The organism is Thioalkalivibrio sp. ALJ24 (assembly GCF_000377785.1).
GTDB lineage: Bacteria > Pseudomonadota > Gammaproteobacteria > Ectothiorhodospirales > Ectothiorhodospiraceae > Thioalkalivibrio.
This window is the reverse complement of the sequence record NZ_KB898728.1, coordinates 34,935-58,580: the sequence shown is the minus strand read 5'-3', so window position 1 is coordinate 58,580 and position 23,646 is coordinate 34,935. Positions and strand designations below refer to the sequence as shown.

The 23,646-nt window shown below is 66.1% G+C and carries 25 protein-coding genes and 1 tRNA gene; 20 read left to right on the top strand and 6 right to left on the bottom strand.

All coding sequences use genetic code 11. From position 1 onward, the window contains the following. The 3 genes from D571_RS0107680 to D571_RS0107670 all read left to right on the top strand — a co-directional run bounded on the left by D571_RS0107680 (nucleotide 1) and on the right by D571_RS0107670 (nucleotide 1,731). Nucleotides 1-1,251 (top strand): aspartate kinase, encoded by a 1,251-nt coding sequence (locus tag D571_RS0107680; RefSeq protein ID WP_018936098.1) that lies wholly within the window; start codon nucleotides 1-3, stop codon nucleotides 1,249-1,251. A 62-nt stretch (nucleotides 1,252-1,313) separates the two neighbouring features. Continuing rightward, on the top strand, nucleotides 1,314-1,517 hold the full coding sequence (gene csrA / locus D571_RS0107675; protein WP_018936097.1) for a carbon storage regulator CsrA: 204 nt from the start codon (nucleotides 1,314-1,316) through the stop codon (nucleotides 1,515-1,517). A gap of 123 nt (nucleotides 1,518-1,640) precedes the next feature. Continuing rightward, a tRNA-Ser gene (locus tag D571_RS0107670) sits at nucleotides 1,641-1,731 on the top strand. Between the two features lie 131 nt (nucleotides 1,732-1,862). Here D571_RS0107670 and D571_RS0107665 read toward each other — a convergent pair. From D571_RS0107665 to flgA, 4 genes are all read right to left on the bottom strand, one after another. Further along, complete coding sequence (locus D571_RS0107665) at nucleotides 1,863-2,579, bottom strand: flagellar brake protein (protein ID WP_018936096.1); 717 nt, start codon at nucleotides 2,577-2,579, stop codon at nucleotides 1,863-1,865. 69 nt (nucleotides 2,580-2,648) lie between these two features. Beyond that, nucleotides 2,649-3,128: a flagella synthesis protein FlgN gene (locus D571_RS0107660; protein WP_018936095.1), complete on the bottom strand. Its 480-nt coding sequence runs from the start codon at nucleotides 3,126-3,128 to the stop codon at nucleotides 2,649-2,651. Between the two features lie 7 nt (nucleotides 3,129-3,135). Beyond that, nucleotides 3,136-3,450, bottom strand: a complete 315-nt coding sequence (flgM, locus tag D571_RS0107655; protein WP_018936094.1) for a flagellar biosynthesis anti-sigma factor FlgM — start codon at nucleotides 3,448-3,450, stop codon at nucleotides 3,136-3,138. Between the two features lie 90 nt (nucleotides 3,451-3,540). Next, the gene (flgA, locus tag D571_RS0107650; RefSeq protein WP_026287694.1) at nucleotides 3,541-4,221 is read right to left on the bottom strand and encodes a flagellar basal body P-ring formation chaperone FlgA; all 681 of its coding nucleotides are present in this window, start codon (nucleotides 4,219-4,221) and stop codon (nucleotides 3,541-3,543) included. 192 nt (nucleotides 4,222-4,413) lie between these two features. Here flgA and D571_RS0107645 point away from each other — a divergent pair, with 192 nt between their 5' ends. The 14 genes from D571_RS0107645 to D571_RS0107580 all read left to right on the top strand — a co-directional run bounded on the left by D571_RS0107645 (nucleotide 4,414) and on the right by D571_RS0107580 (nucleotide 18,049). Beyond that, a complete protein-coding gene (locus D571_RS0107645; protein ID WP_018936092.1) occupies nucleotides 4,414-5,343 on the top strand; it encodes a chemotaxis protein in 930 nt (309 codons plus the stop codon). 180 nt (nucleotides 5,344-5,523) lie between these two features. Then, complete coding sequence (locus D571_RS0107640; protein WP_018936091.1) at nucleotides 5,524-6,339, top strand: protein-glutamate O-methyltransferase CheR; 816 nt, start codon at nucleotides 5,524-5,526, stop codon at nucleotides 6,337-6,339. Nucleotides 6,340-6,482: 143 nt separating this feature from the next. Further along, the gene (gene flgB, locus D571_RS0107635; RefSeq protein WP_018936090.1) at nucleotides 6,483-6,896 is read left to right on the top strand and encodes a flagellar basal body rod protein FlgB; all 414 of its coding nucleotides are present in this window, start codon (nucleotides 6,483-6,485) and stop codon (nucleotides 6,894-6,896) included. A gap of 21 nt (nucleotides 6,897-6,917) precedes the next feature. Then, nucleotides 6,918-7,340 carry a flagellar basal body rod protein FlgC gene (flgC, locus tag D571_RS0107630; protein ID WP_018871222.1) on the top strand — a complete coding sequence of 141 codons (423 nt, stop codon included), beginning with the start codon at nucleotides 6,918-6,920 and terminating at the stop codon, nucleotides 7,338-7,340. Nucleotides 7,341-7,350: 10 nt separating this feature from the next. Next, nucleotides 7,351-8,046 (top strand): flagellar hook assembly protein FlgD, encoded by a 696-nt coding sequence (locus D571_RS0107625; RefSeq protein ID WP_018936089.1) that lies wholly within the window; start codon nucleotides 7,351-7,353, stop codon nucleotides 8,044-8,046. Between the two features lie 33 nt (nucleotides 8,047-8,079). Continuing rightward, nucleotides 8,080-9,303: a flagellar hook protein FlgE gene (flgE, locus tag D571_RS0107620; protein WP_018936088.1), complete on the top strand. Its 1,224-nt coding sequence runs from the start codon at nucleotides 8,080-8,082 to the stop codon at nucleotides 9,301-9,303. A gap of 35 nt (nucleotides 9,304-9,338) precedes the next feature. Continuing rightward, nucleotides 9,339-10,079 carry a flagellar basal-body rod protein FlgF gene (gene flgF / locus D571_RS0107615; RefSeq protein ID WP_018936087.1) on the top strand — a complete coding sequence of 247 codons (741 nt, stop codon included), beginning with the start codon at nucleotides 9,339-9,341 and terminating at the stop codon, nucleotides 10,077-10,079. Between the two features lie 44 nt (nucleotides 10,080-10,123). After that, nucleotides 10,124-10,912 carry a flagellar basal-body rod protein FlgG gene (flgG, locus tag D571_RS0107610; RefSeq protein WP_018936086.1) on the top strand — a complete coding sequence of 263 codons (789 nt, stop codon included), beginning with the start codon at nucleotides 10,124-10,126 and terminating at the stop codon, nucleotides 10,910-10,912. Nucleotides 10,913-10,916: 4 nt separating this feature from the next. Beyond that, a complete protein-coding gene (gene flgH, locus D571_RS0107605; protein WP_018936085.1) occupies nucleotides 10,917-11,621 on the top strand; it encodes a flagellar basal body L-ring protein FlgH in 705 nt (234 codons plus the stop codon). Between the two features lie 19 nt (nucleotides 11,622-11,640). After that, complete coding sequence (locus tag D571_RS0107600; RefSeq protein WP_026287692.1) at nucleotides 11,641-12,855, top strand: flagellar basal body P-ring protein FlgI; 1,215 nt, start codon at nucleotides 11,641-11,643, stop codon at nucleotides 12,853-12,855. Then, complete coding sequence (flgJ, locus tag D571_RS0107595; protein WP_018936083.1) at nucleotides 12,855-13,925, top strand: flagellar assembly peptidoglycan hydrolase FlgJ; 1,071 nt, start codon at nucleotides 12,855-12,857, stop codon at nucleotides 13,923-13,925. The genes D571_RS0107600 and flgJ overlap by 1 nt, the downstream gene beginning before the upstream one ends. 59 nt (nucleotides 13,926-13,984) lie before the next feature. Continuing rightward, complete coding sequence (flgK, locus tag D571_RS0107590; RefSeq protein WP_018936082.1) at nucleotides 13,985-15,988, top strand: flagellar hook-associated protein FlgK; 2,004 nt, start codon at nucleotides 13,985-13,987, stop codon at nucleotides 15,986-15,988. Nucleotides 15,989-16,054: 66 nt separating this feature from the next. After that, entirely contained in the window at nucleotides 16,055-17,296 is a 1,242-nt protein-coding gene (gene flgL, locus D571_RS0107585) for a flagellar hook-associated protein FlgL (RefSeq protein ID WP_018936081.1), read from the top strand. Nucleotides 17,297-17,350: 54 nt separating this feature from the next. Next, nucleotides 17,351-18,049 carry a hypothetical protein gene (locus tag D571_RS0107580; protein WP_018936080.1) on the top strand — a complete coding sequence of 233 codons (699 nt, stop codon included), beginning with the start codon at nucleotides 17,351-17,353 and terminating at the stop codon, nucleotides 18,047-18,049. A 42-nt stretch (nucleotides 18,050-18,091) separates the two neighbouring features. On the opposite strand, the gene D571_RS0107575 is transcribed toward D571_RS0107580, so the two are convergent. After that, nucleotides 18,092-19,726, bottom strand: coding sequence for an alpha-D-glucose phosphate-specific phosphoglucomutase (locus tag D571_RS0107575; protein WP_018936079.1), 1,635 nt, complete (start codon nucleotides 19,724-19,726; stop codon nucleotides 18,092-18,094). Between the two features lie 132 nt (nucleotides 19,727-19,858). Here D571_RS0107575 and D571_RS0107570 point away from each other — a divergent pair, with 132 nt between their 5' ends. Continuing rightward, a complete protein-coding gene (locus D571_RS0107570) occupies nucleotides 19,859-20,389 on the top strand; it encodes a DUF1249 domain-containing protein (protein ID WP_018936078.1) in 531 nt (176 codons plus the stop codon). On the opposite strand, the gene D571_RS0107565 is transcribed toward D571_RS0107570, so the two are convergent. Further along, complete coding sequence (locus tag D571_RS0107565) at nucleotides 20,374-20,865, bottom strand: Lrp/AsnC family transcriptional regulator (protein WP_018936077.1); 492 nt, start codon at nucleotides 20,863-20,865, stop codon at nucleotides 20,374-20,376. The genes D571_RS0107570 and D571_RS0107565 overlap by 16 nt on opposite strands. Before the next feature lie 154 nt (nucleotides 20,866-21,019). On the opposite strand from D571_RS0107565, the gene D571_RS0107560 reads away from it, so the two are divergent. Beyond that, nucleotides 21,020-22,720, top strand: coding sequence for a 2-isopropylmalate synthase (locus D571_RS0107560; RefSeq protein WP_018936076.1), 1,701 nt, complete (start codon nucleotides 21,020-21,022; stop codon nucleotides 22,718-22,720). A gap of 155 nt (nucleotides 22,721-22,875) precedes the next feature. Then, a complete protein-coding gene (locus D571_RS0107555) occupies nucleotides 22,876-23,400 on the top strand; it encodes a DUF302 domain-containing protein (protein ID WP_018936075.1) in 525 nt (174 codons plus the stop codon). Nucleotides 23,401-23,646: the final 246 nt, after the last annotated feature.

Genomic DNA, 23,646 nt, shown 5'->3' with positions numbered 1-23,646 from the left:
ATGGCGTTGCTGGTACTGAAATTTGGCGGCACCTCGGTCGGGACGACCGAGCGCATTCGGGCCGTGGCCGAACGTGCCATGCGGCTGCGCGACGAGGGCCATCAGCTGGTCATCGTGGTGTCCGCGATGAGCGGCGAGACCGATCGACTGCTGGGCCTCGCCGGCGAACTGCATCCGCGTGCCGACGGCCGTGAGCTGGACGTGCTGCTGTCCACCGGCGAGCAGGTGACCATCGCGCTGCTGGCCATGGCGCTGGAGGCTCAGGGTTGTCCGGCGCGTTCCTACACCGGCGCGCAGGTGATGATCCGTACGGACAGCGCCCACAACAAGGCACGGATCCGCAGTATCGATGATGCCCGCGTGCGCGGTGACCTGGAGGCCGGGCGCGTGGTCGTGGTGGCCGGCTTCCAGGGAGTCGACGACGAGGGCGCCATCACTACCCTAGGGCGGGGCGGTTCCGACACCACGGCGGTGGCACTGGCCGCCGCGCTGAAGGCCGACGAATGCCGGATCTACACCGATGTGGACGGGGTCTACACCACCGATCCGCGGCTGGTTCCGCAGGCGCGGCGTCTGGAACGCATCACCTTCGAGGAGATGCTGGAGATGGCGAGCCTGGGTTCCAAGGTGCTGCAGATCCGCGCGGTGGAATTTGCGGGCAAGTACAACGTCCCCTTAAGGGTCCTCTCTTCATTCGAGGAAGGGACCGGGACACTGATCACCACGGAGGAGGATGCAGCGGTGGAACAGGCGCTGGTCGCGGGAATCGCGTTCAACAAGGACGAGGCACAGCTCACGGTGAGTGGCGTGCCGGACCAGCCCGGGGTCGCGCATCGCATACTCGGGCCGGTGGCGGACGCCAACATCGAGGTGGACATGATCGTGCAGAACGTCGGTGAGGACGGACGCACGACCGATTTCACCTTCACCGTGCATCGCAATGACTACGACAAGGCCCTGGAACTGCTGCAGGCGGCCGCCCGGGAGCTTGGCGCGCGCGAGGTCTCGGGCGATGTTCACATCGTGAAGATCTCGGTCGTGGGCGTAGGCATGCGTTCGCATGCCGGCATTGCCAGCCGCATGTTCGGTGCCCTGTCCCGGGAGAACATCAACATCCGGATGATCTCGACCTCGGAGATCAAGGTCTCGGTGGTGGTGGACGAGAAATACCTCGAGCTCGCGGTGCGGGCTCTGCACGACGCCTTTGAACTCGAACAGGAAGCTGCTGGTCTACACGAGTCACAAGGGTGATGACTCAATCAACGGATTCCGGGCGACCGACCTCGTCCGACACAGGTACTGTGGAGAATAGCATGCTCATACTGACGCGTCGGGTGGGGGAAACCCTGATGATCGGCGATGATGTCTCCGTCACCGTCCTGGGTGTGAAGGGCAATCAGGTCCGGATCGGGATCAATGCCCCGCCTGACGTGGCGGTTCATCGCGAGGAGATCTTCCAGCGGATTCAGCACGAAGATCATGAGGATGCCCCGAACAACAGCCGCGGGAACGAGTGACGCGAACGGGCGCGGACGCGAAGTGAGGATTCCGAAGGAACCGGAGCCGAAGGAAAACGCTATCGGGACGCGTTCGGGCTTTCATTCCGCGCCCTGAATCCGTATCCTCTGCACCGCAGTTACGGAGAGTTGGCCGAGTGGCTGAAGGCGCTCCCCTGCTAAGGGAGTATGGGTCAAAAGCCCATCGAGGGTTCGAATCCCTCACTCTCCGCCAGATCCGGAAAAGGGGGCCGCATGGCCCCTTTTTTCTTTTGGTTCCCGCCGTATCGGGGATCGAACGCGAAAGGCCCGTACGATGTCCTCGTACGGGCCTTTCTGGTTCTGGCTGTTCGGCGGTTGCCGGCCTCAGTCCATTTTGCGTCGGCGTTCTTCGCGCTGATAATGCAGCAGGGCCACGTTCAGGGCCCGTTCCAGGCGGGCCGACATCTCGATGATGCTGCAGCCGGCGTACACATGGCCGTCCCGGGGGGAGGGGCGCGTATTGGCCAGCTTGAGGGCGCCCGATACACGTTCCGGGACATCCGGAAGCAGCAGATTGCTGAAGTCCAGCCGCGCGCCGAAGGGAACCTCGTGCAGGGCCTCTTCGGGCAGTTCCAGACACATGCCTTCGGCAGACAGGTCCACGACCGGGACCTCCAGCGGTTCTTCGTGCATCTCGCCCTGGATCTGCAGGGTGGGGCGGACACTCAGTGGAATGTGAACCCGGAAGGTCTCGCGGCGCTGCAGGTACTGCAGTTCGGCCGGATAGGGACACTCGTAGAGATCGCCCGGGGATTCGCTGACAATCTGAAGCACCTGCGTGGTGAAGCGGACGGCCACTCCCCGCAGGGTCGCGAACACGCGCAGGCTCTGACCCGGGCGGATCCGCCGGTGGAGGGAAGGGGGCTGCAGCTGATCGAGATACAGCCGTCGGGCGTCGGGATCGAGGCGGATCAGGGCGGAGGTGTAGAGCGGACCGTGTTCTTCCAGACGGACACTGACCAGCGTCAGCCCATGATCGAGATCGCGCAGGATCTGCGCGATCTGCAGGGGCGTGTCGACCGTGTAATCGGGATCATCCATGGAGCGCGCCGCATCCGGGTGAGAGTGCGCGAATGATACACACGGAAGTGCAGGTCACGCGCGTTCGGTTCAGGCCCGGGTGATGGTCTGGCCGGAGACAAGACGCTGGCGGGTGCGGCCGTAGGGGTCGTAGGTGGTGGCGGGGCCGGTGTCTTCGCCCCGCAGGATCTGCATCGAGACCTGCACGCGGCGCTGGTTGCGCTCGATCAGGCGGGCATTGCCCTGGTTGAGCTGGTTGCAGCGTTCGATGGTCGCGCGCAGTGCCTGCCAGCGATCGTTCAGGTGCTCGCCACCTTCCAGGCGCGCGAACAGACGCGCCACCCCTTCCGGAGTGAACGCGGCATCGTGCCCCTCGATCCATTCCTGCTGTCGGCGGGTTTCGGCTTCCAGGGCCCGGAGCAGATCCTGCTTGCGCTGGACCGCGGCCTGCAGTCGCTCCGGCTCACGCGATTCAATCGCCCGGGTCTCCTCCAGCAGGATGTCCTCCAGCCGTTGTCCGAGGCGGATGGATTCCTCCAGGGACCGACGAAACTGCGCTTCGTCCGTCACGGCCGGATCACCGCAGCAGGCCCTCGAGCTCCATCATGCGATCGGCCAGCTCCTCGTTGTCGATAGGGTAGTTCCCCTGAGCGATGGCTTCGCGGATCTCGGCGACCTTCGCCTCGTTGAACGGCGCGGCCTCGCTGGCTTCGCCGCCACTGTTCATGGCCTGGGCGGCACCGGTCAAGGTGACGGAGTCACCGCTGGCGGCTTCCCCGCTGCCGGGGCGGGCCGCACCGTTGCCGGTACGCGGATCGTCTTCGCGTCCGCGAACCCCGCCGTTCTGGCTCTCGGGGCGCAGCCCGTTGATGTTGGGGCCCTTGATGTCCATGGCTATGTCCTGTCGTTTTGCTCGTCTATCGCGTGTAACGGCCGGAATGACCGGAACTGTAGGCCAGGAAGTGAATTCGCGTCACGTTTTTCACAAGGGTACGCGGATCGTGCCCGATTCCAGAACCTCGCCTTCGACCTCACGGCCGGAAGAGGTGTTACGCACCCGGATGTGATCGCCGGCGACTGCATCTTCCAGGGCCTCGCCCTGCATGCGGATGGCGACACTCCCGTTCTCTGCCATGATGGTAACTCGCTGGCCTCGGCGAATCACCTGACGTTCATTGACATGCTGCTGTCCGATGATCTGCCCCTGGCGTAACGCGCGCCGGGTCTGCAGCCCGACCACCTCCGACATGTCCTCGAAGTAATGGCTGGCCTGGCGCGACGTTTCGATGCGTTCCATGCGCAGGTCGCCCTTGCCGAGAGTCTGCTGGCGCGAAAGGTTGCGCCGCGCGACGACAACCCTGGCGTGACGTTCGACCGTCGCCGGGACATAGAGGGACCAGGTCACCGGTCCGGCGCAGCGGATGTTGACCGCGGTGTTGCCGTCGGGCCGCCCGCCTGGCGGCAGGGAGGCCTCCAGGGGTTCTTCACAGCGGTGCAGGCGCAGGCGTTCGTCCACCCGGCCGATTTTGACCTCCACGTCGTCTCCGTCGGCCCCCAGCTGCCCGGCAAGGAATTCCTCGGCGGCGTCGCGTATGTGGTCGACGGGTTCGATGTCGGCCTGCGCGACCGGGGACAGCAGCAGGAGCAGCAGCATCACGGGCATCATGCTGCGACGGCGAGGGCCGGGCTGTAGTAATTTGAAAGTGTGCATGTCCGTCGACGTTGACCGTTCAGAGATGTCCGCCGGAATTTATGCAGCATTCATGCCACTGACTGTGGCGGCACGGGGCGGGTCCGGCTCAAGCTCTCGCCGGGGCCGCCGTTAGACGGGGCAGTAACGCAAGGGGCCGGGACCGTGAGCCAGTTCATTGACGATGTAAACCAGCGCACGCAGATGGTCGGGCAGAACCGGATGGAGCTGCTGTTGTTCTATCTGGGCGGTACCCAGACCTTCGGGATCAACGTGTTCAAGGTGCGCGAGGTGATCCCGCTGCCGCAGCTGCGCCAGATTCCCGGCGCCGCCGGCGTGGTGCGCGGGGTCACCACGCTGCGCGACAAGACCGTCCCGATCATCGATCTGGCGCGCGCGATGGGCATGTCGGCGACGCGCGCGGGTGCGGATGGCCAGCAGAAGGTGGTGGTGACGGAGTTCAACCGCTCGGTCCAGGGCTTCATGGTGTCGGCGGTGGACCGCATCGTGAACGTCAACTGGGATCAGGTGAAGTCCCCGCCGCGCGGTACCGGGCGGGAGTCCTTTCTGGTCGCGGTCACCGAGATCGACAACAAGCTGGTCGAGATCATCGATGTGGAGCGGGTGCTGTCGCTGGTCAACCCGTTGCCGACGGAGGTCTCGGAAGATGTCCGCTCGGCGGTGGAGAAGCAGGCGCCGGAGCGTCGGGAAATCGTCATCGCCGATGATTCGGTGGTGGCGCGCCGACAGATCGAAAGCGCCATCCAGGGGCTGGAATGGCCGTATGTCCTGTGCAAGGACGGGCGCGAGGCCCTGGAATATCTGGAAAAACGCGCGGAGGAGGGCCCGATCCAGGACAGCGTGGAGCTGGTGATATCCGATATCGAGATGCCGCGCATGGATGGCTACACGCTGACTGCGCGGATTCGCGAAAACGAACGGCTGCGCCCCCTGCGCGTGCTGCTGCATTCCTCGCTCAGTGGTGAGTTCAATACCGACATGGTGCGTCGAGCGGGCGCCGACGCGTTTCTTTCCAAGTTCAACCCGGATGAACTCGCCGGTGCGGTCCTGGAGCAGATCAATCAGGCCCGCTGACGGCGGCGCCCGGCTGCCGCGCCGGCGGCCGGCAGCGGCCGGGTCTTGCCGGCCGGGCCGTTCGGGCGGGCTCCCGCAAAGCGGGTCCGAGCCCCTATACTGTGGCGGCATGGAACCCATGAAACGTTCGACCACCGGGTGGCGGGTCTCCGGCACGCGACCCGCAGTGGAGTCCCGCGCGTGATCGATTCCCGCGACTACGAAGAATTCGCCCGATTCCTGTCGGAGTGCTGCGGCCTGGTGCTGGGCGACAGCCGGCAGTATCTGGTGTCCAGCCGGCTCTCGAGACTGCTGGACGAATTCGGCTTCAAGGACGTGCCGGAGCTGCTGCATGCGTTGCGCAAGGCTCCCAGCCCGAAGCTGCGCACGCGCGTGATCGACGCGATGACCACCAACGAAACCTCCTGGTTTCGCGATGGTTTTCCGTTCGAGATTCTGCGCCACGTGATCCTCCCGGAGCTCGCCGCCAGCCGTTCGTCGATCAAGGTCTGGTCGGCCGGCTGTTCCAGCGGCCAGGAGCCCTACAGCATCTCCATGGTGGTCTCGGAATGGGAGGCCTCGCGCCCGCGGCGGGTGGTTCCCGTCAGCATCCTCGGCACGGATCTCTCCGAGGGCGTGCTGGAAGACGCGCGCAAGGGCGTCTACGACGGCTTGAGCATCGTGCGCGGGCTCAGTGAGTCGCGCCGCGCGCGCTTCTTCCAGACCGTGCCCGAGGGGCACAAGATCATCCCCGAGGTGCAGCGTCGCTGCCGTTTCCAGAAGCTCAACCTGGTCGACAGCTACGCGGCGCTGGGCAAGTTCGACATCGTGTTCTGCCGCAACGTCCTGATCTATTTCTCGGCCGAGACCAAGCGTCAGGTCCTTGACGGTATCGCGAAGCAGCTGAACCCCGGCGGGTATCTGTTTCTTGGCGCTTCCGAGACGGTCGGGCCCTACAGCAAGGCCTACGAAACCGTGCGGACCGAGTACGGTTCGGTACTGCGTCTGAAGGGCTGAAGCCCGCCCGCGCCGGGCCTGTAACGGGGCCGGCGATTTCTTTCTTCTCTCTCCCCCGGTCCTGCCGCCCATGCGTGGCACGGCGATTGCATCTCTGCGTTCAGGCAACCAATGCCCGCCATGCGCGGGCCGGACGACACCGGATGAGCATATCGCTGGAGAACGCCCTCGGGATCCTGCCGCAGTCGGTCGATCTGCGCGCGCAGCGCATGGAGGTGCTGAGCTCGAACATCGCCAATGCGGATACCCCCGGCTACAAGGCACGGGATCTGGATTTTCGCAGTCAGCTGGAGGCGGCCGCCGGTGGCGGTGGCGGGCAGCTGGCCATGAGCCAGACGTCGGCCGGCCATCAGGATGGCAGCGGTGGCGCGGGCGGCGCCGGCGGGGCGGAGATGAAATACCGCGTGCCGTCGCAGCCGGCGCTGGATGGCAACACCGTCGACCCGCAGATGGAACGCGCGGCCTTCGCGGAGAACTCGGTCAAGTACCAGAGCAGTCTCGAATTCCTTAACCGCCGGGTTTCCGGCATTCGCGATGCCTTCCGGGGCGATCGCTGAACCTGACGGGAGGCCATTGCCGTGAGTGATCTGTTCAACCTTTTCAATACCTCGGCCTCGGCGCTGACGGCGCAGTCGGCGCGGCTGAATACGGTGTCCTCGAATCTGGCCAACGCCAACACGGCGGCCGGCAGTGCCGAGGAGGCCTATCGCGGAAAACACGTGCTGTTTCAGGCGGTGATGGACCAGGCCAACCGCGACGGGACGGCGACGCCGGTGCAGGTGGCGGGCATCGAGGAGTCGGATGCCGAGCCGCACATGCACTACGAGCCGAACCATCCGAAGGCGAACGAAGAAGGCTACATCTTTCGGCCCGCGGTCAGCGTGGTGGAGGAGATGGCCAACATGATGTCGGCGTCGCGCAATTACGAAGCCAACGTCGAAGTCATGGACACCACCCGCCAGCTGATGCAACGCACGCTACAGATGGGCGGACAGGGCTAGGAGAACGCAGATGAACGGACTGACTCCCGACATGCTGGAAGGGGCAGGGATTCGTACCGACCGCCAGGCCCAGCGCGATCGCCAGGCCACCGAGGGGCCGAATGATGAGCTGGGGCAGGAGGACTTCCTCAAGCTGATGACCACCCAGCTGCAGAACCAGGACCCGTTCGAGCCGATGGAAAACGGGGACTTCATCGCGCAGATGGCGCAGTTCTCCAGCGTGACCGGCATCCAGCAGCTGAACGAGTCCTTCGAGGGCTTTGCCCAGTCGATGGGCCAGAACCAGGCGGTGCAGGGCGCCAACCTCGTTGGCAAGGACGTGCTGGTGCCGGTGGAGTTCGGCCAGCTGGGGCCCGAGGGCGGCATGAGCGGCGCGTTCGAGCTGGGGGCCTCGGCCGAGTCGGTGGAACTCGAGATCCTGAACGGGGCCGGCGAACGCGTGCGCAGCATGAATCTCGGCGCGATGGGCGCCGGGCTGCAGGACTTCCAGTGGGACGGCCTGACCGACAACGGCCAGCACGCACCGCCCGGGGTCTACGAGGTGCGGGCCACCGCGCGCAGTGGCGAGTCCACCGAGTCGCTGGAGACCTTTCTCAACCAGCGCGTGGACAGCGTCTCCATGGGCGGCGGCAAGAATGGCCTGGCACTGAATGTGCAGGGTGTGGGCGAGATCGACTTTTCCGACGTACGCCGGATCTCCGGCTGACGTTCGACGAAAAACCTGACGGAGGAACGGAACATGCCCTTCAACATCGGATTGAGCGGACTGAACTCGGCCCAGGCCGACCTGGACGTGACCGGCAACAACATCTCCAACTCGGGGACCACCGGGTTCAAGCAATCGCGTGCCGAATTCGGGGACGTCTATGCACAGTCCTTCGGCGGGACCGCGCAGACCGCCACCGGTGCCGGGTCGCGCCTGCTGGCGGTGACCCAGCAGTTCACCCAGGGGCAGACCGAGTTCACCGAGAACGGTCTGGATCTGGCGATCGACGGGGAGGGGTTCTTCCAGCTCAATGACGGCGGCAACACGCTCTACTCGCGCGCCGGCGAGTTTCAGGTGGATCGCGAGGGCTTCCTGGTGAACAGCCAGGGCCAGAACCTGCAGGGGTATATCGCCGAGGACGGTGATACCGATCCCGCGGATCTGGGCGGTACTCCCGGCAATCTGCAGCTACAGACCGGTGAGGGGGCGCCTCAGGTGACGTCCGATATCGAGGCCCGGCTGAATCTGCAGTCCGATGCGCCGGTGATCGATGACGCATTCGAGATCGACGATCCGGAAAGCTACAACTTTTCGACTTCACTGACCGTGTTTAACGGACAGGGCGAGGCGCAGGACGCGGAGATCTTTTTCACCAAGACCGACAACAACGAGTGGGACGCCAACGTCGCGATCAATGGTGAGGTTGTCAATGAGGAACCCAAGGAGCTGGTGTTTGATGCCAACGGCGAACTGGATATCGATGATACCGGGCTGACCATCGAGTTCGACGCGGACCACGAGATCTTCGAAGAAGGCCATGAGATCACCATCGATTTCGCCGGTTCGACCCAGTACGGCTCGGATTTCGGGGTGACCGACCTCAATCAGGACGGGTTTGCGCCGGGCACGCTGACCGATATCGATATCGACAGCGAGGGCGTGGTGTTCGCGCGGTTCAGCAACGGGCAGTCGGACGTGCTGGGACAGGTGGTGCTGGCCAACTTCGACAACCCGCAGGGCCTTGAGCAGCTGGGCAACAACAACTGGGCGGAGACCTTCGCCTCCGGCGGACCCACGGTGAACGCGCCGGGTGCGGGCGGGACCGGGCAGATCCAGGCCGGGGCCCTGGAGGCCTCCAATGTGGATATTGCGCAGGAGCTGGTGAACCTGATCACGGCCCAGCGCAACTTCCAGGCCAATTCCCAGACCATCTCCACGGCCGACACCGTGACCCAGACCATCATCAATATCCGCTAGGGCGGTAACCGGAGGATCCTGCGGGAGGCCGAACCATGGACCGTTTTCTCTACATCGCGATGTCCGGGGCCCGGGAAACCGAGCACGCCCAGTCCGTCAACAACCACAACCTGGCGAACGCCAATACCGATGGCTTCCGTCAGGCGCTGGCAACGGCAGACACCGTGCCGGTGCGCGGACCGGTGTACGACACCCGCGACTACGTGCAGGTGGGGACCGAGGCGGCGGACTTCTCCAAGGGCACGCTGCGCAGCACCGGGCGCGATCTCGACGTGGCGATCAACGGCGATGGCTTCATCGCGGTGCAGGGCCCGGACGGTCAGGAAGGCTATACCCGCGCCGGCAATCTGCAGGTGGACGGCTTCGGACTGTTGCGCACCGCCGACGGCATGCAGGTGATGGGGGACGGCGGCCCGATCGCGATCCCGCCATCGGAGAAGGTCGAGATCGGCACCGACGGTACCATTAGCGTGCGCCCGCAGGGGGCGCCGGCCGATGCGCTGGCGGCAGTCGAACGCATCCGCCTGGTCAACCCGGACGTGGAGGACCTCGAGCGCGGGGATGACGGCCTCTTCCGCATGGCGGACGGCGGCGAGGCGCCGGCGGACGCCGACGTGACGCTGGTCTCCGGCTCGCTGGAGAGCAGCAACGTGAACACCGTGGAGGCGCTGACCCGGATGATCGAGCTGTCCCGGACCTACGAGACGCAGGTCAAGATGATGGACACCGCCAACACGCTGGAACAGAGCAGCAACCGGCTGCTCGGCATCGGCTGACCCGGGGTCCCCCCGGAGTCGCCGCGACTGACAGGAGAAACGCCATGAACCAGGCACTGTGGATCGCCAAGACGGGACTCGACGCGCAGGACACGCGCATGTCGACCGTGGCCAACAACCTGGCCAATTCGAGCACCACCGGCTTCAAGAAGGACCGGGCGGTGTTCGAGGACCTGATCTACCAGACCGTGCGCCAGCCCGGCGCCCAGGCCACTCAGGACCAGCAGCTTCCCTCGGGGCTGCAGATCGGGACCGGGGTGCGCACGGTCAGCACCGAGAAGCTGTTCGAGCAGGGCAACCTGCAGCAGACCGAGAACTCGCTGGACGTCGCCATCGAGGGCGACGGCTTCTTCCAGGTGCTGATGCCCAATGGCGACATCGGCTATACCCGCGACGGCAGCTTCCAGGTCAATTCCGATGGCCAGGTGGTGATGTCGAACGGCTATCCGCTGCAGCCGGGTCTGTTCGTCCCGGATGACGCCGAGTCGATCGAGATCGGCAAGGACGGAACGGTCAGTGCGCGCATCACCGGTCAGGCCGAACCGGTGGATCTGGGCCAGATCCAGCTGGCGGACTTCGTGAACCCCGCCGGCCTCGAGGCGGTGGGCGAGAACATCTTCAAGGAGACCGCGGCCTCCGGAGTGGCGCAGCAGGCCAATCCCGGGCTCAACGGCGTGGGCACGGTGATCCAGGGTTCGCTGGAGACCTCTAACGTGAACATTGCCGAGGAGCTGGTGAACATGATCGAGACCCAGCGGGCCTACGAGGTCAACTCCAAGGCCATCTCCAGTGCCGACCAGGCCCTGCAGTTCATCAACCAGACCATCGGGTGACGCCATGAATGCCGCGATTCCCGTCGCCTTTCGTCGCCTGGCGGTCCCCGTGGCCTTTCTGCTGCTGGGCGGCTGCACCAGCATGCCGCACGACGAACGCCCCGGCGATGCGCCCGAATATCAGGCCGTGGCGCCGCCCGAGCCGGTCCCGCAGGCGGAGAACAACGGCAGCATCTTCCAGGCCTCGCAGTCGCAGGGACTGTTCACCGACACCACCGCGAGTCGGGTGGGCGACGTGCTCACCGTGATCCTGGCCGAGAGTACGGATGCGCAGAAATCCTCCTCGACCAGCACCTCCAAGGACTCGGAGCTCGATCTCGGCAATCTGGAGGCGTTCGGCGGCGAGGCCACGCGCTCCGGGCGTCCCCTGTTCGGCGCCAGCAACAACAGCTCGCGGGAATTCGACGGCGGAGGCGATTCCAGCCAGAGCAATCAGCTCGAGGGCGAGATCACCGTCACCGTGGCCGAGGTGCTGTCCAACGGCAACCTGGTGGTGCAGGGCGAGAAATGGCTGGGCATCAATCAGGGAGAGGAATACGTCCGGGTGCGCGGGATCGTGCGTCCGCAGGACGTGAGCGCCGACAACACGGTGCTCTCCGGCCAGCTCGCGGACGCCCGCATCTCCTATGGCGGGACCGGCTTCATTGCTGACAGCAACACCCCCGGGTGGATCACCCGGTTCTTCAACAGCCCGATCTGGCCTTTTTAGCATAAGGACGAGGTGACGCATGCAGGCAGGAATCCGACAGGCGATGCGCGGGAGGCTGCGGCGGGTCGCGGTGGCGGCCCTCTCCGCCGGGCTGCTGGTCACCCTCGGTGGCCAGGGGGTCTCCGCACAGTCCGCGATTCAGCAGCAGGCCCAGCAACAGGCCGGAGCCCAGCAGGGCGGCTCCGGCATCGTGGAAAGGGTCAAGGATCTGGCCAGCGTGTCCGGGGTGCGCGAGAACCAGCTGATCGGGTACGGTCTGGTGGTGGGGCTGGACGGCACCGGCGACCAGACCACGCAGACGCCGTTTACCGTGCAGAGTCTCAACAACATGCTCACCCAGCTCGGTCTGAGCCCGGATGAAGCGGCCAATCCCCAGCTGCAGAACACCGCGGCGGTGATGGTCACCGCCGACCTGCCGCCGTTCGCCCGGCCCGGGCAGGATATCGACGTCACCGTGTCGTCGATGGGTAATGCCGACTCCCTGCGCGGCGGTACCCTGCTGATGACCCCGCTGAAGGGGGCCGATGGCGAGACCTACGGCATCGCCCAGGGCAACCTGATCGTCGGCGGCTTCGACGCCGAGGGTGCCGACGGCTCCAGCATTACCGTTAACGTGCCCAGCGTCGGGCGGATCCCCAACGGAGCCACGGTGGAGCGCGAGGTCCCCACCGCGTTCGCCGAAGGGGACACCGTGACCCTCAACCTCAATCGTCCGGACTTCACCACGGCCACGCGCCTGACCGAGGCGGTCAACGAGACCTTCGGTGCCGGGACCGCGCGTGCCGAGGACGGTACGTCGGTCACCGTGCGGGCTCCCACTGATCCCAGCCAGCGGGTCAGCTTCGTCGCCGAACTGGAAAACCTGCCGGTGGAGCGCGGCGAGGCCCCGGCGAGGGTGATCGTCAACTCGCGTACCGGCACCGTGGTGATCGGATCCAACGTCCAGGTGTCGCCGGCAGCGGTCTCGCACGGCAGTCTGACCGTGACGATCACCGAGGCCCCGGAGGTGGTGCAGCCGCTACCGCTGGCGCCGGGCGAGACCGTGATCCAGCCGGAGACCGACATCGTGATCGAGGAGGAGAACAACCCGATGTTCCTGTTCGACGCGGGGACCTCGCTGGACGAGATCGTGCGCGCGGTGAACAACGTGGGCGCGGCCCCCAGCGACCTGGTGGCCATACTGCAGGCCCTGCGCGAGGCGGGCTCGCTGCGGGCGGAGCTGGTGGTGATCTGATGATCGGACCCAGCGACCAGGGCCGGATGCAGGCCAGCCAGGCGATGGCGTCCGATCCCTCGGGCCTGCACGATCTCACGCGGGCCGCGCAGGATGGCAGCCGCGAGGGCATGGAGTCGGTTGCCCGCGAGTTCGAGGCCATGCTGGTCGGTCAGATGCTCAAGCAGATGCGCGAGGCTTCGCTCGGCGACGGGATCTTCGAGAACGAACAGACCGAGATGTATCAGGAGATGTTCGACCAGGAGGTCGCGCGTTCGGCCAGCCAGGGCGACGGTCTGGGCCTGCGCGAGGTGATCATGCGCGAGCTCGAACAGAACGCGCCCACCGATCCCGAGGTGCTGCACGACCCCGAACGGCTGGACAGCCTGGAGGCACCGCGGCGTAACGATTCGCTCCCGCCGCGCCGCGGCGTCGATGACGACGCCAGCACGCAGGTCGATCCCGCCGAGGCCCCCGCCGAAACGCCGATCGAGGCGCCGGCCGCTGCCCCGCCGGCTTCCGGGGCCGACCGTCCGGAGCCCGCGGCGCGGCCGATCCCCGCCGGCGACTGGCCACCGCGCAGCCCGGAGGAATTCGTGGACCGCCTGGGGCCGCTGGCGGAGGAGGCCGCGGAGGAGCTGGGCGTCGACCCATCGGTATTGCTGGCGCAGAGTGCGCTGGAGACCGGCTGGGGCCAGCACATGCCGAGTCGGGGGGACGGTGACCCCAGCTTCAACCTGTTCGGCATCAAGGCCGACCGCTCCTGGGACGGGGATGCGGTGTCGGTTGGGACGCTGGAATTCCGTGACGGCGTGGCCCGGCGCGAGCAGGCCCGCTTCCGTGCCTACGACGGTCCGGAACGGTCGTTCGCCGATTACGTTGATTTCATCCGCAGTAACCCGCGTTACGAAAAGGCGCTGCAGGCCGGCGATGACGCCACCTACGTGCGTGAGCTGCAGGCGGCGGGGTATGCGACCGACCCGGAATACGCGGACAAGATCCTGGACCTGCGCGAGCGGGTCACGCAGGTGCGCGAACCCGCCCATGCTCAAGTTTCGGCGGGCCCCGCCGATAACCCGGCCGAGGGGTAGAACATGCGTAACGGTGACAGATTGATCAGTGAACCCCGCGGGTCACGGAGGATGGCGTCATGAGCTCCCTCAATATCGGGACGTCGGGTCTGCTGGCCTACCAGCGGGCCATCGGCACCACCAGCAACAACATCGCCAATGCCTCCACCGAGGGGTATTCGCGCCAGGAGACCTCGCTGGCCAACCGCCCGCCGCAGTTCCTGGGGGGCAACTTCCAGGGCCAGGGGGTGCAGGTCGACAACATTCGGCGCATCTCCGATGAATTCGTGAACCGGCAGCTCACCGACGCGACCACCGCCGCCTCCGCTGCCGAGACCCGGGTGCAGATCGCCAACCGCATCGACGATCTGCTCGCGGACGAATCCTCGGGGCTGCAGCCAGTGCTGGAGAGCTATTTCGCCGCGGCCCAGGACGTCAGCAGCGATCCGACCTCCAGTTCCGCACGCGAGGTGTTCCGCACCGAGGCGGAATCGCTGGTGGAACGCCTGGGTTCCATCGACAGCCGCCTGCAGGAGCAGCGCGACATCGTCAATAACCAGATCAAGACCGGGGTGCAGGAGGTCAACGACCTTGCCGAGTCGGTGGCCGACGTGAACCGTGCCATCGTCTCCGGTTCCACCCAGGGATCACCCAACGATCTGCTCGACCAGCGCGACCGCCTGATCAACCAGCTGGCGGAAAAGGTGGACGTGCGCACCGTGGAGCAGGACGACGGCGCGCTGAACGTGTTTGTTGGCAATGGCCAGTCGCTGGTGCTCGGCGGGGATGCGCGCGAGCTGCGCGCCGAGCCGCTGTCGGGGGACCCCGACCAGCTGGATATTGGCGTGCCCAGCGGCGAAGGCACCGCCAGCATCTCGCGGTTCATCCAGGGTGGCGAGCTGGGTGCACTGCTGGAGACGCGTGGCGGCCTGATCGACGAGGCGCAGAACACGCTCGGCCAGATCGCGCATTCGCTGGGTGACAGCTTCAACCGGCAGAACCAGCTGGGGCTGGATCTCAACGGCGAGCAGGGCGAGGCGATCTTCTCGCTGGGCGAGCCGCGGGTGTGGGGCGTCGGGGATCCGAAGCCGGAGAGCAATCCCGAGGTGAGCATCGAGGACGCCGGGGCTCTGACCACCAATGACTACCGCTTGCGGCGCGACGACAACGGAGAATACGAGGTGCGTCGGCTGCCGGACAATCGGGTGGTTGATCAAGATGATTACGAGATCGACGACGATAACGACGAGATTCGTGTGGACGGCGTGGTCATCGACGTCGGCGAGCTCGAAGGCGGGGATGGCATCACGGGGGAGTGGCTGATCCAGCCCACGCGCACCGGCGCCAGCCAGATCGAAGTGCAGATGCAGGACGGTGACGAGCTTGCCGCGGCGGCAGCCCTGCGGGCCCAAACGGGGGAAGACAACTCAGGCTCGTCCGATGTCAGCCGCATCGAGGCCATCGACCCCGGCGGCTCGGCGTTTGATGCGGATGTAGACGGTCTGGAAATCACCTTCGTCAATGATGAGGAGGGTGAGGATGGTGTGTTCAAGCTGGACCCGGATGACGACGACGAGGACGGTGTTCCTCTGGGCGATGACGATACCGTCGAACTGGGCGTTAAACGTGACGGGGACAGCTACATTCTCGTCCCGAAGGATGAGGATAACGAATGGGCTGAAGAAGGCGTCGAGTGGGTTGTGGAGATCCGCGGCATGCCCGATGACGGCGATAGCTTCCAGGTCTTCACCAACGAGAATCGCGAAGGCGACAACCGCAACATGAAGGCGATGAACGCGCTTGCCGAGGCCGATCAGGTTGAGGGGCGGCGCAACTTCGGCGATGCCTACAACAGCCTGATCGCGAGCGTCGGCACGCAGACCCGTCAGGCGCAGGTGGCCGAGGAATCGGCCAGCGCCCAGCTGGATCAGGCGCGCGAGCAGCGCGAGGCGGTCTCCGGCGTGAACCTGGACGAGGAAGCGGCGGATCTGCTGCGCTATCAGCAGGCCTATCAGGCCTCGGCACAGGTGATCCAGATCGGCAACAGCCTGTTCGACAGTCTGCTGGGCGCGGTGCGCGGCTGATGGGCCCGCGTCCGACCGGCGGTTTACAGCAGTTGACGGGATGCCGCGGCATCCGGGGATGACACCATGCGCATATCGACCACACAGATCTTCCAGACCGGGATCGACCAGATCCAGCGCAACCAGTCGGAGCTCAACCGCACGTCGCTGCAGCTGGGCTCCGGCGAGCGGATCCTCAGGCCCTCCGATGACCCCAGCGGCGCGACCCAGACCAACCAGTTCGAGCGCATCATCAAGGCTACCGAGCAGTACCAGCGCAACATCGACAACGCGCAGCCGCGCCTGAAACAGCAGGAGTCGCTGCTGCAGTCGGGCACCGATGCCCTGCAGCGGGCGCGCGAACTGGTGGTGGCCGGCAACAACGACAGCCAGACCGACGAGACACGGCGCTACCAGGCGAACGAGCTGCGCCAGCTGCGCGACGAGCTGTTCGAGATCGCCAATACCCGCGATCCCAACGGCGAGTACATCTTCGCCGGGACCAATTCGCTGGAGCAGCCGTTCAAGCAGGACGGTGCGGGGGAGGTGCGTTACGAGGGTGCCGAGGGCACCGGCAGCGTGCGTGAGGTCGAGATCTCGCCGACCCGCTCGGTGCCGATCGGCGACACCGGCGCGGACGTGTTCATGAACATCCCGGAGAATGACGGCCGGGTCACCGCCGAAATTGGTGGCGAAAATGGACTCGGAGACGGCAGCTCGCTGGTGATCGACAAGGCCGAGGTGTACGACGTTCGCGAGCTGGACCGCAACGACTACATCATCAGCTTCGCCGAGAACGATGAGGGTGTGACGTACACGGTGGAATTCGAGGAAGGTCCGGATGATCCACCTGACCTTCCGGCAAATGAGACCTTTGTCCCGGGCGAATCCATCGAATTCGCCGGCCGCTCGGTGACGATCAGTGGGGATCCGGTCGATGGTGACGAGGTGGTGTCGCGTCCGGCCGAAAACAAGGACATCTTCTCCACCCTGGATGACATCATCGCCGCGCTGGAGGACGGCACCGGTACGCGGGAGAACCGGGCCAACCTGGCCACCGCCACCAATACGGCCCTGGCCGACATGGATGCGGCGCTGGAAAACTTCAACGAGGTCCGGGCCGACGTGGGCTCGCGGCTGAAGACCATGGACGACCAGACCGAGCTCAACGACGATCGTCTGCTGGATCTGGAGACCGCGGTCTCGGAGATCCGCGATCTCGACTATGCCGAGGCCATCAGCCGCTTCAACCAGCAGCAGGTCGCGTTGCAGGCGGCACAGCAGACCTACACCGAGACCAGCCGGCTGTCGCTGTTCGATTTCATTTGACGCGCCGCGACCCGGCGGCGACGATGCCGGCGGACCTACACCGAGACCCCTGACATGGCCCAACGCGATTCCACCGGCAAGGGTGTGGCCGGCTCCACCGGGCGCCCGCCGCGCTACCTGCTGATCCTGCTCGGCCTGGCGATCATCTGGGCCGGATTCTGGGGCTGGGTGCAGCTGCAGTCGGGCGAGCCGAAGTCCGTGGAGCTGGATGTCGAGGAGCAGCAGGCGCTGGACGACAAGCTGCAGGCCCTGGAGCGCACGCGTGAGCCGGCCGTGCCGCGTCCGGATGCCGAGCACGGCGGGGCGATCGTGGAGCTGGACGACCCGGACGCCGAGCCGCTGATCCCCGAACTCTACGAGGAAGACGCCGCCGCGCGCCGGATCGCGTTCTCCGAACGCGAACTCAACGCGCTGATCGCGCGAGATCCGGACCTGGCTGACCGCGTTTCGGTGCGACTGACCCCGGGGCAGGTCAGCACCCGGGTGCGGGTGGATGTCCCCGCCGACGTGCCGCTGCTGGGCGGACGCACCCTGAACGTCAATTCCGGGGTGTATTTCGAGACCAGCGAGGACGAGGGCGTGCGCGCGCGTCTGGTCGGGGTCAGCGTGGCCGGGATCCCGCTGCCGGATGCCTGGCTGGGCGGTCTGAAGGACGAGGATCTGCTGGCCCTCGAGCCGTTCCGGGGCCTGCAGGCGGGGATCGAGTCGGTGGAGGTGGACGAGGGGGCGATGACCCTGCAGCTCGCCCCCTGACGGGTCTGGCGGGTCGGGTTAATCCATGGATCAAGCCATGGATCAGGTGATTACGTCGGGACCCTCACGGCCGGTCAGCGCCGGGATGTTGCCCAGTTCGCTGGCGGCCTCGATCAGCGGGCGCAGTACCTCCTGCGCGTCCAGGGCAAGGCGGTCCGGAGCGGTCTCGTGCTGCTCGATGTACAGCCGCAGGGTCGCCCCCTCGGTGCCAGTGCCCGACAGTCGAAACACGATGCGCGCGCCGCTCTCGAACAGCACTCGCAGGCCCTGACCTTCGGCCACCGATCCGTCCACCGGGTCGGTGTAGGCGAAGTCGTCGGCGGTGCGGATCGTCTGTCCGGCGAGCGACTGCCCGGGCAGGGTGGCCAGTCGGTCACGCACGCGTTCCATCACCGCTTCTGCATGTTCGCTGCGGATCCCTTCGTAATCGTGCCGGGTGTAGTAGTGTCGGCCGAAGCGCTCCCAGTGTTCACGCACGATGGTCTCCACCGACTGCCGGCGTACGGCCAGCAGGTTGAGCCAGAAGAGCACAGCCCAAAGGCCGTCCTTCTCGCGCACGTGATCGGAACTGGTGCCGAAGCTCTCCTCGCCGCACAGGCGGATGCGCCCGTCGTCCAGCAGGTTGCCGAAGAATTTCCAGCCCGTGGGCGTCTCGTAGCAGGGGATTTCGAGGGCCTCGGCGACGGTGTCCACCGCCTGGCTGGTCGGCATGCTGCGGGCGACCCCGCGCAGGCCATCGGCAAAGGCCGGGATATGGTGGGCATTGGCCGCCATCACCGCGAGGCTGTCGGACGGCGTGACGAAGAAATGCCGTCCGAGGATCATGTTGCGGTCGCCATCACCGTCGGAGGCAGCACCGAAATCCGGGGCGTCGCGTCCGAACATCGCCTCGCGCAGCAGCCGCGCATGGGTCAGGTTGGGGTCCGGATGACCGCCGCCGAAATCGCCAAGCGGCTCGGCGCGCAGGATGCTCTCTGGGGCGGCCCCGAGGCGGTCCACCAGCAGGGCCTCGGCATACGGGCCGGTCACCGCGTGCATGGCGTCGAAACGCAGGCGGAAGTCGCCGGCCAGCAGTTCACGGATCGCGTGGAAATCGAACAGTTCGTCCATCAGGTCGGCGTAGGCGGCGACCGGGTCGATCACTTCCACGTCCATGCCGTTCAGGGTGGTCGCGTGCAGGTGATCGAGGTCCACGTGCACCGCTTCCTTGAGGATGCGGTAGTGGGTGATGGCCTGGCTGCGGGCGTGGATGGCGTCGGTGACCGAGGGCGGGGCCGGGCCGCCGGCGGCGGTGTTGAACTTGATGCCGAAGTCGCCCTCCGGCCCGCCAGGATTGTGCGAGGCGGACAGGATCAGGGCCCCGGCCGCGCCACGGCTGCGGATCAGGTGACTGGCCGCCGGCGTGGAGAGCAGCCCGCCACGCCCGACCACCACCCGGCCGACGCCGTTGGCGGCGGCCATGCGCAGGATGGTCTGGATCGCCTCGCGGTTGTGGAAGCGCCCGTCCCCGCCCAGCACCAGCTCGGCACCTTCCAGCGAGGGCTGGCTGTCGAAGACCGACTGGACGAAATTCTCCAGATAATGCGGCTGACGAAAACGCGCGACCCGCTTGCGCAGGCCGGAGGTCCCGGGCTTCTGGTCCTCGAACGGGTGGGTGGTTACGACGCTGATGTCCATGAAGGTGACTTCCTTTTTTTGCAGCCGAAATTATCAGAAAGCCCGGCGGGTGTCTGCTGCCGCGTTGCGGATCGTCCCACGCCGAATGCGGTGGTCGGAAGGGGGTGTCCCGGCCTGATAGACTCCGGCCCCATGTTGCTCGACACCCGCACGCCCGCGTACCTGCAGCCGCGCCCGGTCACCTTCGCCGCGCTGATGGAGCTCTACGAGGACAACTACCTGCAGCTGCGCCGGCTTTGCCCCGAACCGCCAGCGGCGGGTGCGGCGCGGGTCTCGAGGGTGAACGGGGCGCTGGATCTGCACCTGGAGGTGCTGGAACGTACGCGCTACACCCTGACCCTGCGCCTGACCTATCGCTTCGGCGAAGGCGACGGCCACGTGCGCGAGCAGCCCGATCTGCGGCTGCGGATGTTCCATGACGCGCGTCAGGCCGAGGTGCTGGGGCGTTACTGCCGGCGCACCGGCGAGGACCGCATGATCGATACCCTTGCCGGCCAGCCCGGGCTGGGTTGTCGCTGGCGCCACAACCGTTTCCTCAACAAGTGGCTGCGTTACTGCCTGCGTCAGGGGCACCGGTTCGCGGATGCCGGAGGGGCTTTGTCTGCGCGTGCCGAGGACGCCGGCGACGCGCATCCGGAGCTTCCGGCTCAGCCCGGCGAGTAATCCAGCGGCAGTGCCGTGCGGTCGAGCACCCGGCGCAGCACGAAGCTGGAATGCACGCTGTCCACCCCCTCCAGCCGGGTGATCCGGCGCAGCAGGAATTCCTGATAGGCATCCATGTCGGGGACCACCACCTGCAGCATGTAATCGGCCGCCTGGCCGGTGATCAGGTAGCAGCGCTGGACCTCGGGGTAGGTGGCCACCGTCTCCTCGAAATGGGCGAAGCGTTCCGGGGTGTGCCGGTCCATGCCGATATGGATCAGCGCGGTCAGCTCCAGGCCCAGGCGACGCCGGTCCAGCAGCGCGACCCGCTGCACGATGATCCCCGCGTTCTCCAGTGCACGCACCCGGCGCAGGCAGGGCGAGGGGCTCAGCCCGACGCGCTCGGCCAGGGCCTGATTGGAGAGGCCCGCGTCTTCCTGCAGGATCTCGAGGATCCGGCGGTCGTAGCGATCGAGACGGTACGGTTCGATATCCATGGGATAGATATTGCGCTTATGAATCAAGCTGCGCAATGTTGTGTCGCAAAAGGGTCGTCGGACCGCTAATTCGCAATTCCCTGCGGCGAACTCTGCGTTATTCTGTTGTCTCAACAGGAAAGCCGCAGCATTCGCATTCAGGAGAGCGATCGTCATGAGTTTCGATCACACCAAGTACGCCCCCTTCCCGCCGATCGACAAGGCGGACCGGCGCTGGCCGGCAAGCCGCACGACGGAGGCCCCGCGGTTCTGCGCGGTGGATCTGCGTGACGGCAACCAGGCGCTGGTGCACCCGATGAGCGTGGAGCAGAAGATGCGCTTCTTCGAGGTGCTGGTGGACATCGGGCTCAAGGAGATCGAGATCGGCTTTCCGGCCGCCTCGCAGATCGACTTCGACTTTACCCGCCGGCTGGTGGACGAACAGCGCATCCCCGAGGGCGTGTACGTGCAGGTGCTGACGCAGGCGCGCGAGGATCTGATCGCCCGCACCTTCGAGGCCCTGGAGGGCGTGCCGCGCGCGGTGGTGCATGTGTACAACTCTACCAACCCGGCGCAGCGCGAGCAGGTGTTCCGCATGGACCGCGACGGCATCCGCGGCATCGCCGAGAACGGCGCGCGCTGGGTGCGCGACTACGCGGCGCAGTACCCGCAGACCGAGTGGATCTTCCAGTATTCGCCGGAGAGTTTCTCCACCACCGAGCTGGACTACGCCGTCGAGGTGGTTGACGCGGTCAATACGATCTGGCGCCCGGATCAGGGCCAGAAGGTGGTCATCAATCTGCCGGCCACGGTGGAATCGGCGACGCCCAACGTGTTCGCCGACCAGGTCGAGTGGTTCTGCGACCACGTGCAGCACCGCGAACACATCTGCGTGTCGCTGCATACGCACAACGACCGCGGTACCGGCGTGGCGGCGGCCGAACTGGGCCTGCTGGCCGGGGCCGACCGCCTGGAGGGCACGCTGTTCGGCAATGGCGAGCGCACCGGCAACATGGACCTGGTCACCGTCGGCATGAACCTGTATTCGCAGGGCATCGACCCGACCATCGACCTGTCCGACATGGAGCGGTTGATGGAGGTGTACAAGGAGTGCACCGACATGCCGATCCATCCGCGCCATCCGTGGGCGGGCGAGCTGGTCTACACCGCGTTCTCCGGCAGCCATCAGGACGCGATCCGCAAGGGCCTGGCGCACTACCGCGAGAACGGCGGCCACTGGAACGTGCCCTACCTGCCGATCGACCCGGGCGACCTGGGACGGCGTTACGAAGAGGTGGTGCGCATCAACTCGCAGTCCGGCAAGGGCGGGGTAACCCACGTGCTGGAGCGCGACTACGGCATCGAGCTGCCGCGCTGGCTGGCGGTCGAGTTTGCCCGTATCGTGCAGCAGGACGCCGAGGCCTCCGGCGAGGAGGTCACTTCGCAGCGCATCCACGAGCTGTTCGAGAAGCACTACCTGGCACCGGTCCCGGGCTGGGATCTGGTCCGCTACGAGATCGAAAAGGAGGGCCCGGTGGTGCGCCTGGATGCCACCGTGGGCCCGCCCGGACAGGAGACCCGCCTGAACGGGGCCGGCCACGGCGCGGTGGAGGCGCTGGCCGAGGCACTGCACGCCAGCCGCGGCGTGGAGGTGCGCGTCAGCCACTTCGACGAACACGCGGTGGAGGCCGGGACCGAGGCGCGCGCGATGGCCGCGGTGGATGTCTCGGTGGACGGCGAGCGCTCGGTGGGCGTGGCCCTGGGCGAGGACACCACGGCCGCGACCCTGCAGGCTGTGCTGAACGCCGCCGGCCGGCGTCTGGGCAACGAGGCCCCGCGCATCCCGGATGCGGTGATGGCCGCGGCCAGCGCCTGAATGTCCGTCATGTGACGGTCCCGGGGGTGTTCACCGCAAACCCCGTGTCGCGCGAGCGATGCGGGGTTTTTTTGTTGTTTGGCGCCTTTGTTCCGTTGAGTGGTCTAACCTCTCGGAGAAGCGGCCGGAGGTCGCGCAACGGAGGGAGGTGAAATATGCAACGCTGGATTCTGTTTGTGCTGCTGCTGGGCTGGGCTCCGGTCCTGATGGCCTCGGCGCCGGACGACGCGCAGGAACCGGAACTCGATCGTGAAACGCTTCAGCAGCTGGTTCAGGACAGTGCCGAGGTTTTTCGGATCGAGGACGGTGTGAGCGTCGAGGAAGCCGTCGAGATGATGCAGTTGCGGGCCAACATGCGCAACTTCCAGGAAGTGGCGGATCTGCCACTGTCCGAACAGGTGACGGCCATGGGCGGCGAGGGCAACTACATGCGCATCCTCGCGTTCTGTGATGCCCTGATCGCCAACGAAATGGTGCAGCACGACATCATCTTCGCCAGCTTCCTGCCGTGTCGTATCGCAGTGGTGGAGGATGACGAGGGCCAGGGCTGGATCGTGACCACCAACATGGACATGATGCTGCATGCCACGGACCTGCCCGAGGATCTGGAAGAAACCGCCCGCGAGGTGAGGGACACGATCTACAGCATCGTCGAGGCCGGAAAAACCGGCGATTTCTGAGCATGAGTCGACGGCCACGGCGGGGTGCGTGTTGCCCCGCCGTGGCGTAATGCGGCGTTCATGCTTTTTCCCTACACTCCCCGCCGCGATGAGCAAGGCGGCCCCCAGGGAAATACTGATTCATGTACACGCTCGCGTTGGCACCCCGGGTTTTCGCAGACAAGGCGCGCTGCGCAGCGGGTAGTGGTTCTACCGGCAAGGGCCGCAACGCAGGATCGGGGAACCCGGGGTGCCAACGCCGAAGGG

Bases quoted from the DNA above. Each gene is read 5' to 3' on its own strand.
- D571_RS0107680 (WP_018936098.1), top strand. From the start codon at position 1: ATGGCGTTGCTGGTACTGAAATTTGGCGGCACCTCGGTCGGGACGACC.
- csrA (WP_018936097.1), top strand. From the start codon at position 1,314: ATGCTCATACTGACGCGTCGGGTGGGGGAAACCCTGATGATCGGCGAT.
- D571_RS0107665 (WP_018936096.1), bottom strand. From the start codon at position 2,579: ATGGATGATCCCGATTACACGGTCGACACGCCCCTGCAGATCGCGCAG.
- flgM (WP_018936094.1), bottom strand. From the start codon at position 3,450: ATGGACATCAAGGGCCCCAACATCAACGGGCTGCGCCCCGAGAGCCAG.
- flgA (WP_026287694.1), bottom strand. From the start codon at position 4,221: ATGCCCGTGATGCTGCTGCTCCTGCTGCTGTCCCCGGTCGCGCAGGCC.
- flgB (WP_018936090.1), top strand. From the start codon at position 6,483: ATGAGCATATCGCTGGAGAACGCCCTCGGGATCCTGCCGCAGTCGGTC.
- D571_RS0107625 (WP_018936089.1), top strand. From the start codon at position 7,351: ATGAACGGACTGACTCCCGACATGCTGGAAGGGGCAGGGATTCGTACC.
- flgE (WP_018936088.1), top strand. From the start codon at position 8,080: ATGCCCTTCAACATCGGATTGAGCGGACTGAACTCGGCCCAGGCCGAC.
- flgF (WP_018936087.1), top strand. From the start codon at position 9,339: ATGGACCGTTTTCTCTACATCGCGATGTCCGGGGCCCGGGAAACCGAG.
- flgG (WP_018936086.1), top strand. From the start codon at position 10,124: ATGAACCAGGCACTGTGGATCGCCAAGACGGGACTCGACGCGCAGGAC.
- flgH (WP_018936085.1), top strand. From the start codon at position 10,917: ATGAATGCCGCGATTCCCGTCGCCTTTCGTCGCCTGGCGGTCCCCGTG.
- D571_RS0107600 (WP_026287692.1), top strand. From the start codon at position 11,641: ATGCAGGCAGGAATCCGACAGGCGATGCGCGGGAGGCTGCGGCGGGTC.
- flgJ (WP_018936083.1), top strand. From the start codon at position 12,855: ATGATCGGACCCAGCGACCAGGGCCGGATGCAGGCCAGCCAGGCGATG.
- flgK (WP_018936082.1), top strand. From the start codon at position 13,985: ATGAGCTCCCTCAATATCGGGACGTCGGGTCTGCTGGCCTACCAGCGG.
- flgL (WP_018936081.1), top strand. From the start codon at position 16,055: ATGCGCATATCGACCACACAGATCTTCCAGACCGGGATCGACCAGATC.
- D571_RS0107580 (WP_018936080.1), top strand. From the start codon at position 17,351: ATGGCCCAACGCGATTCCACCGGCAAGGGTGTGGCCGGCTCCACCGGG.
- D571_RS0107575 (WP_018936079.1), bottom strand. From the start codon at position 19,726: ATGGACATCAGCGTCGTAACCACCCACCCGTTCGAGGACCAGAAGCCC.
- D571_RS0107570 (WP_018936078.1), top strand. From the start codon at position 19,859: ATGTTGCTCGACACCCGCACGCCCGCGTACCTGCAGCCGCGCCCGGTC.
- D571_RS0107565 (WP_018936077.1), bottom strand. From the start codon at position 20,865: ATGGATATCGAACCGTACCGTCTCGATCGCTACGACCGCCGGATCCTC.
- D571_RS0107560 (WP_018936076.1), top strand. From the start codon at position 21,020: ATGAGTTTCGATCACACCAAGTACGCCCCCTTCCCGCCGATCGACAAG.
- D571_RS0107555 (WP_018936075.1), top strand. From the start codon at position 22,876: ATGCAACGCTGGATTCTGTTTGTGCTGCTGCTGGGCTGGGCTCCGGTC.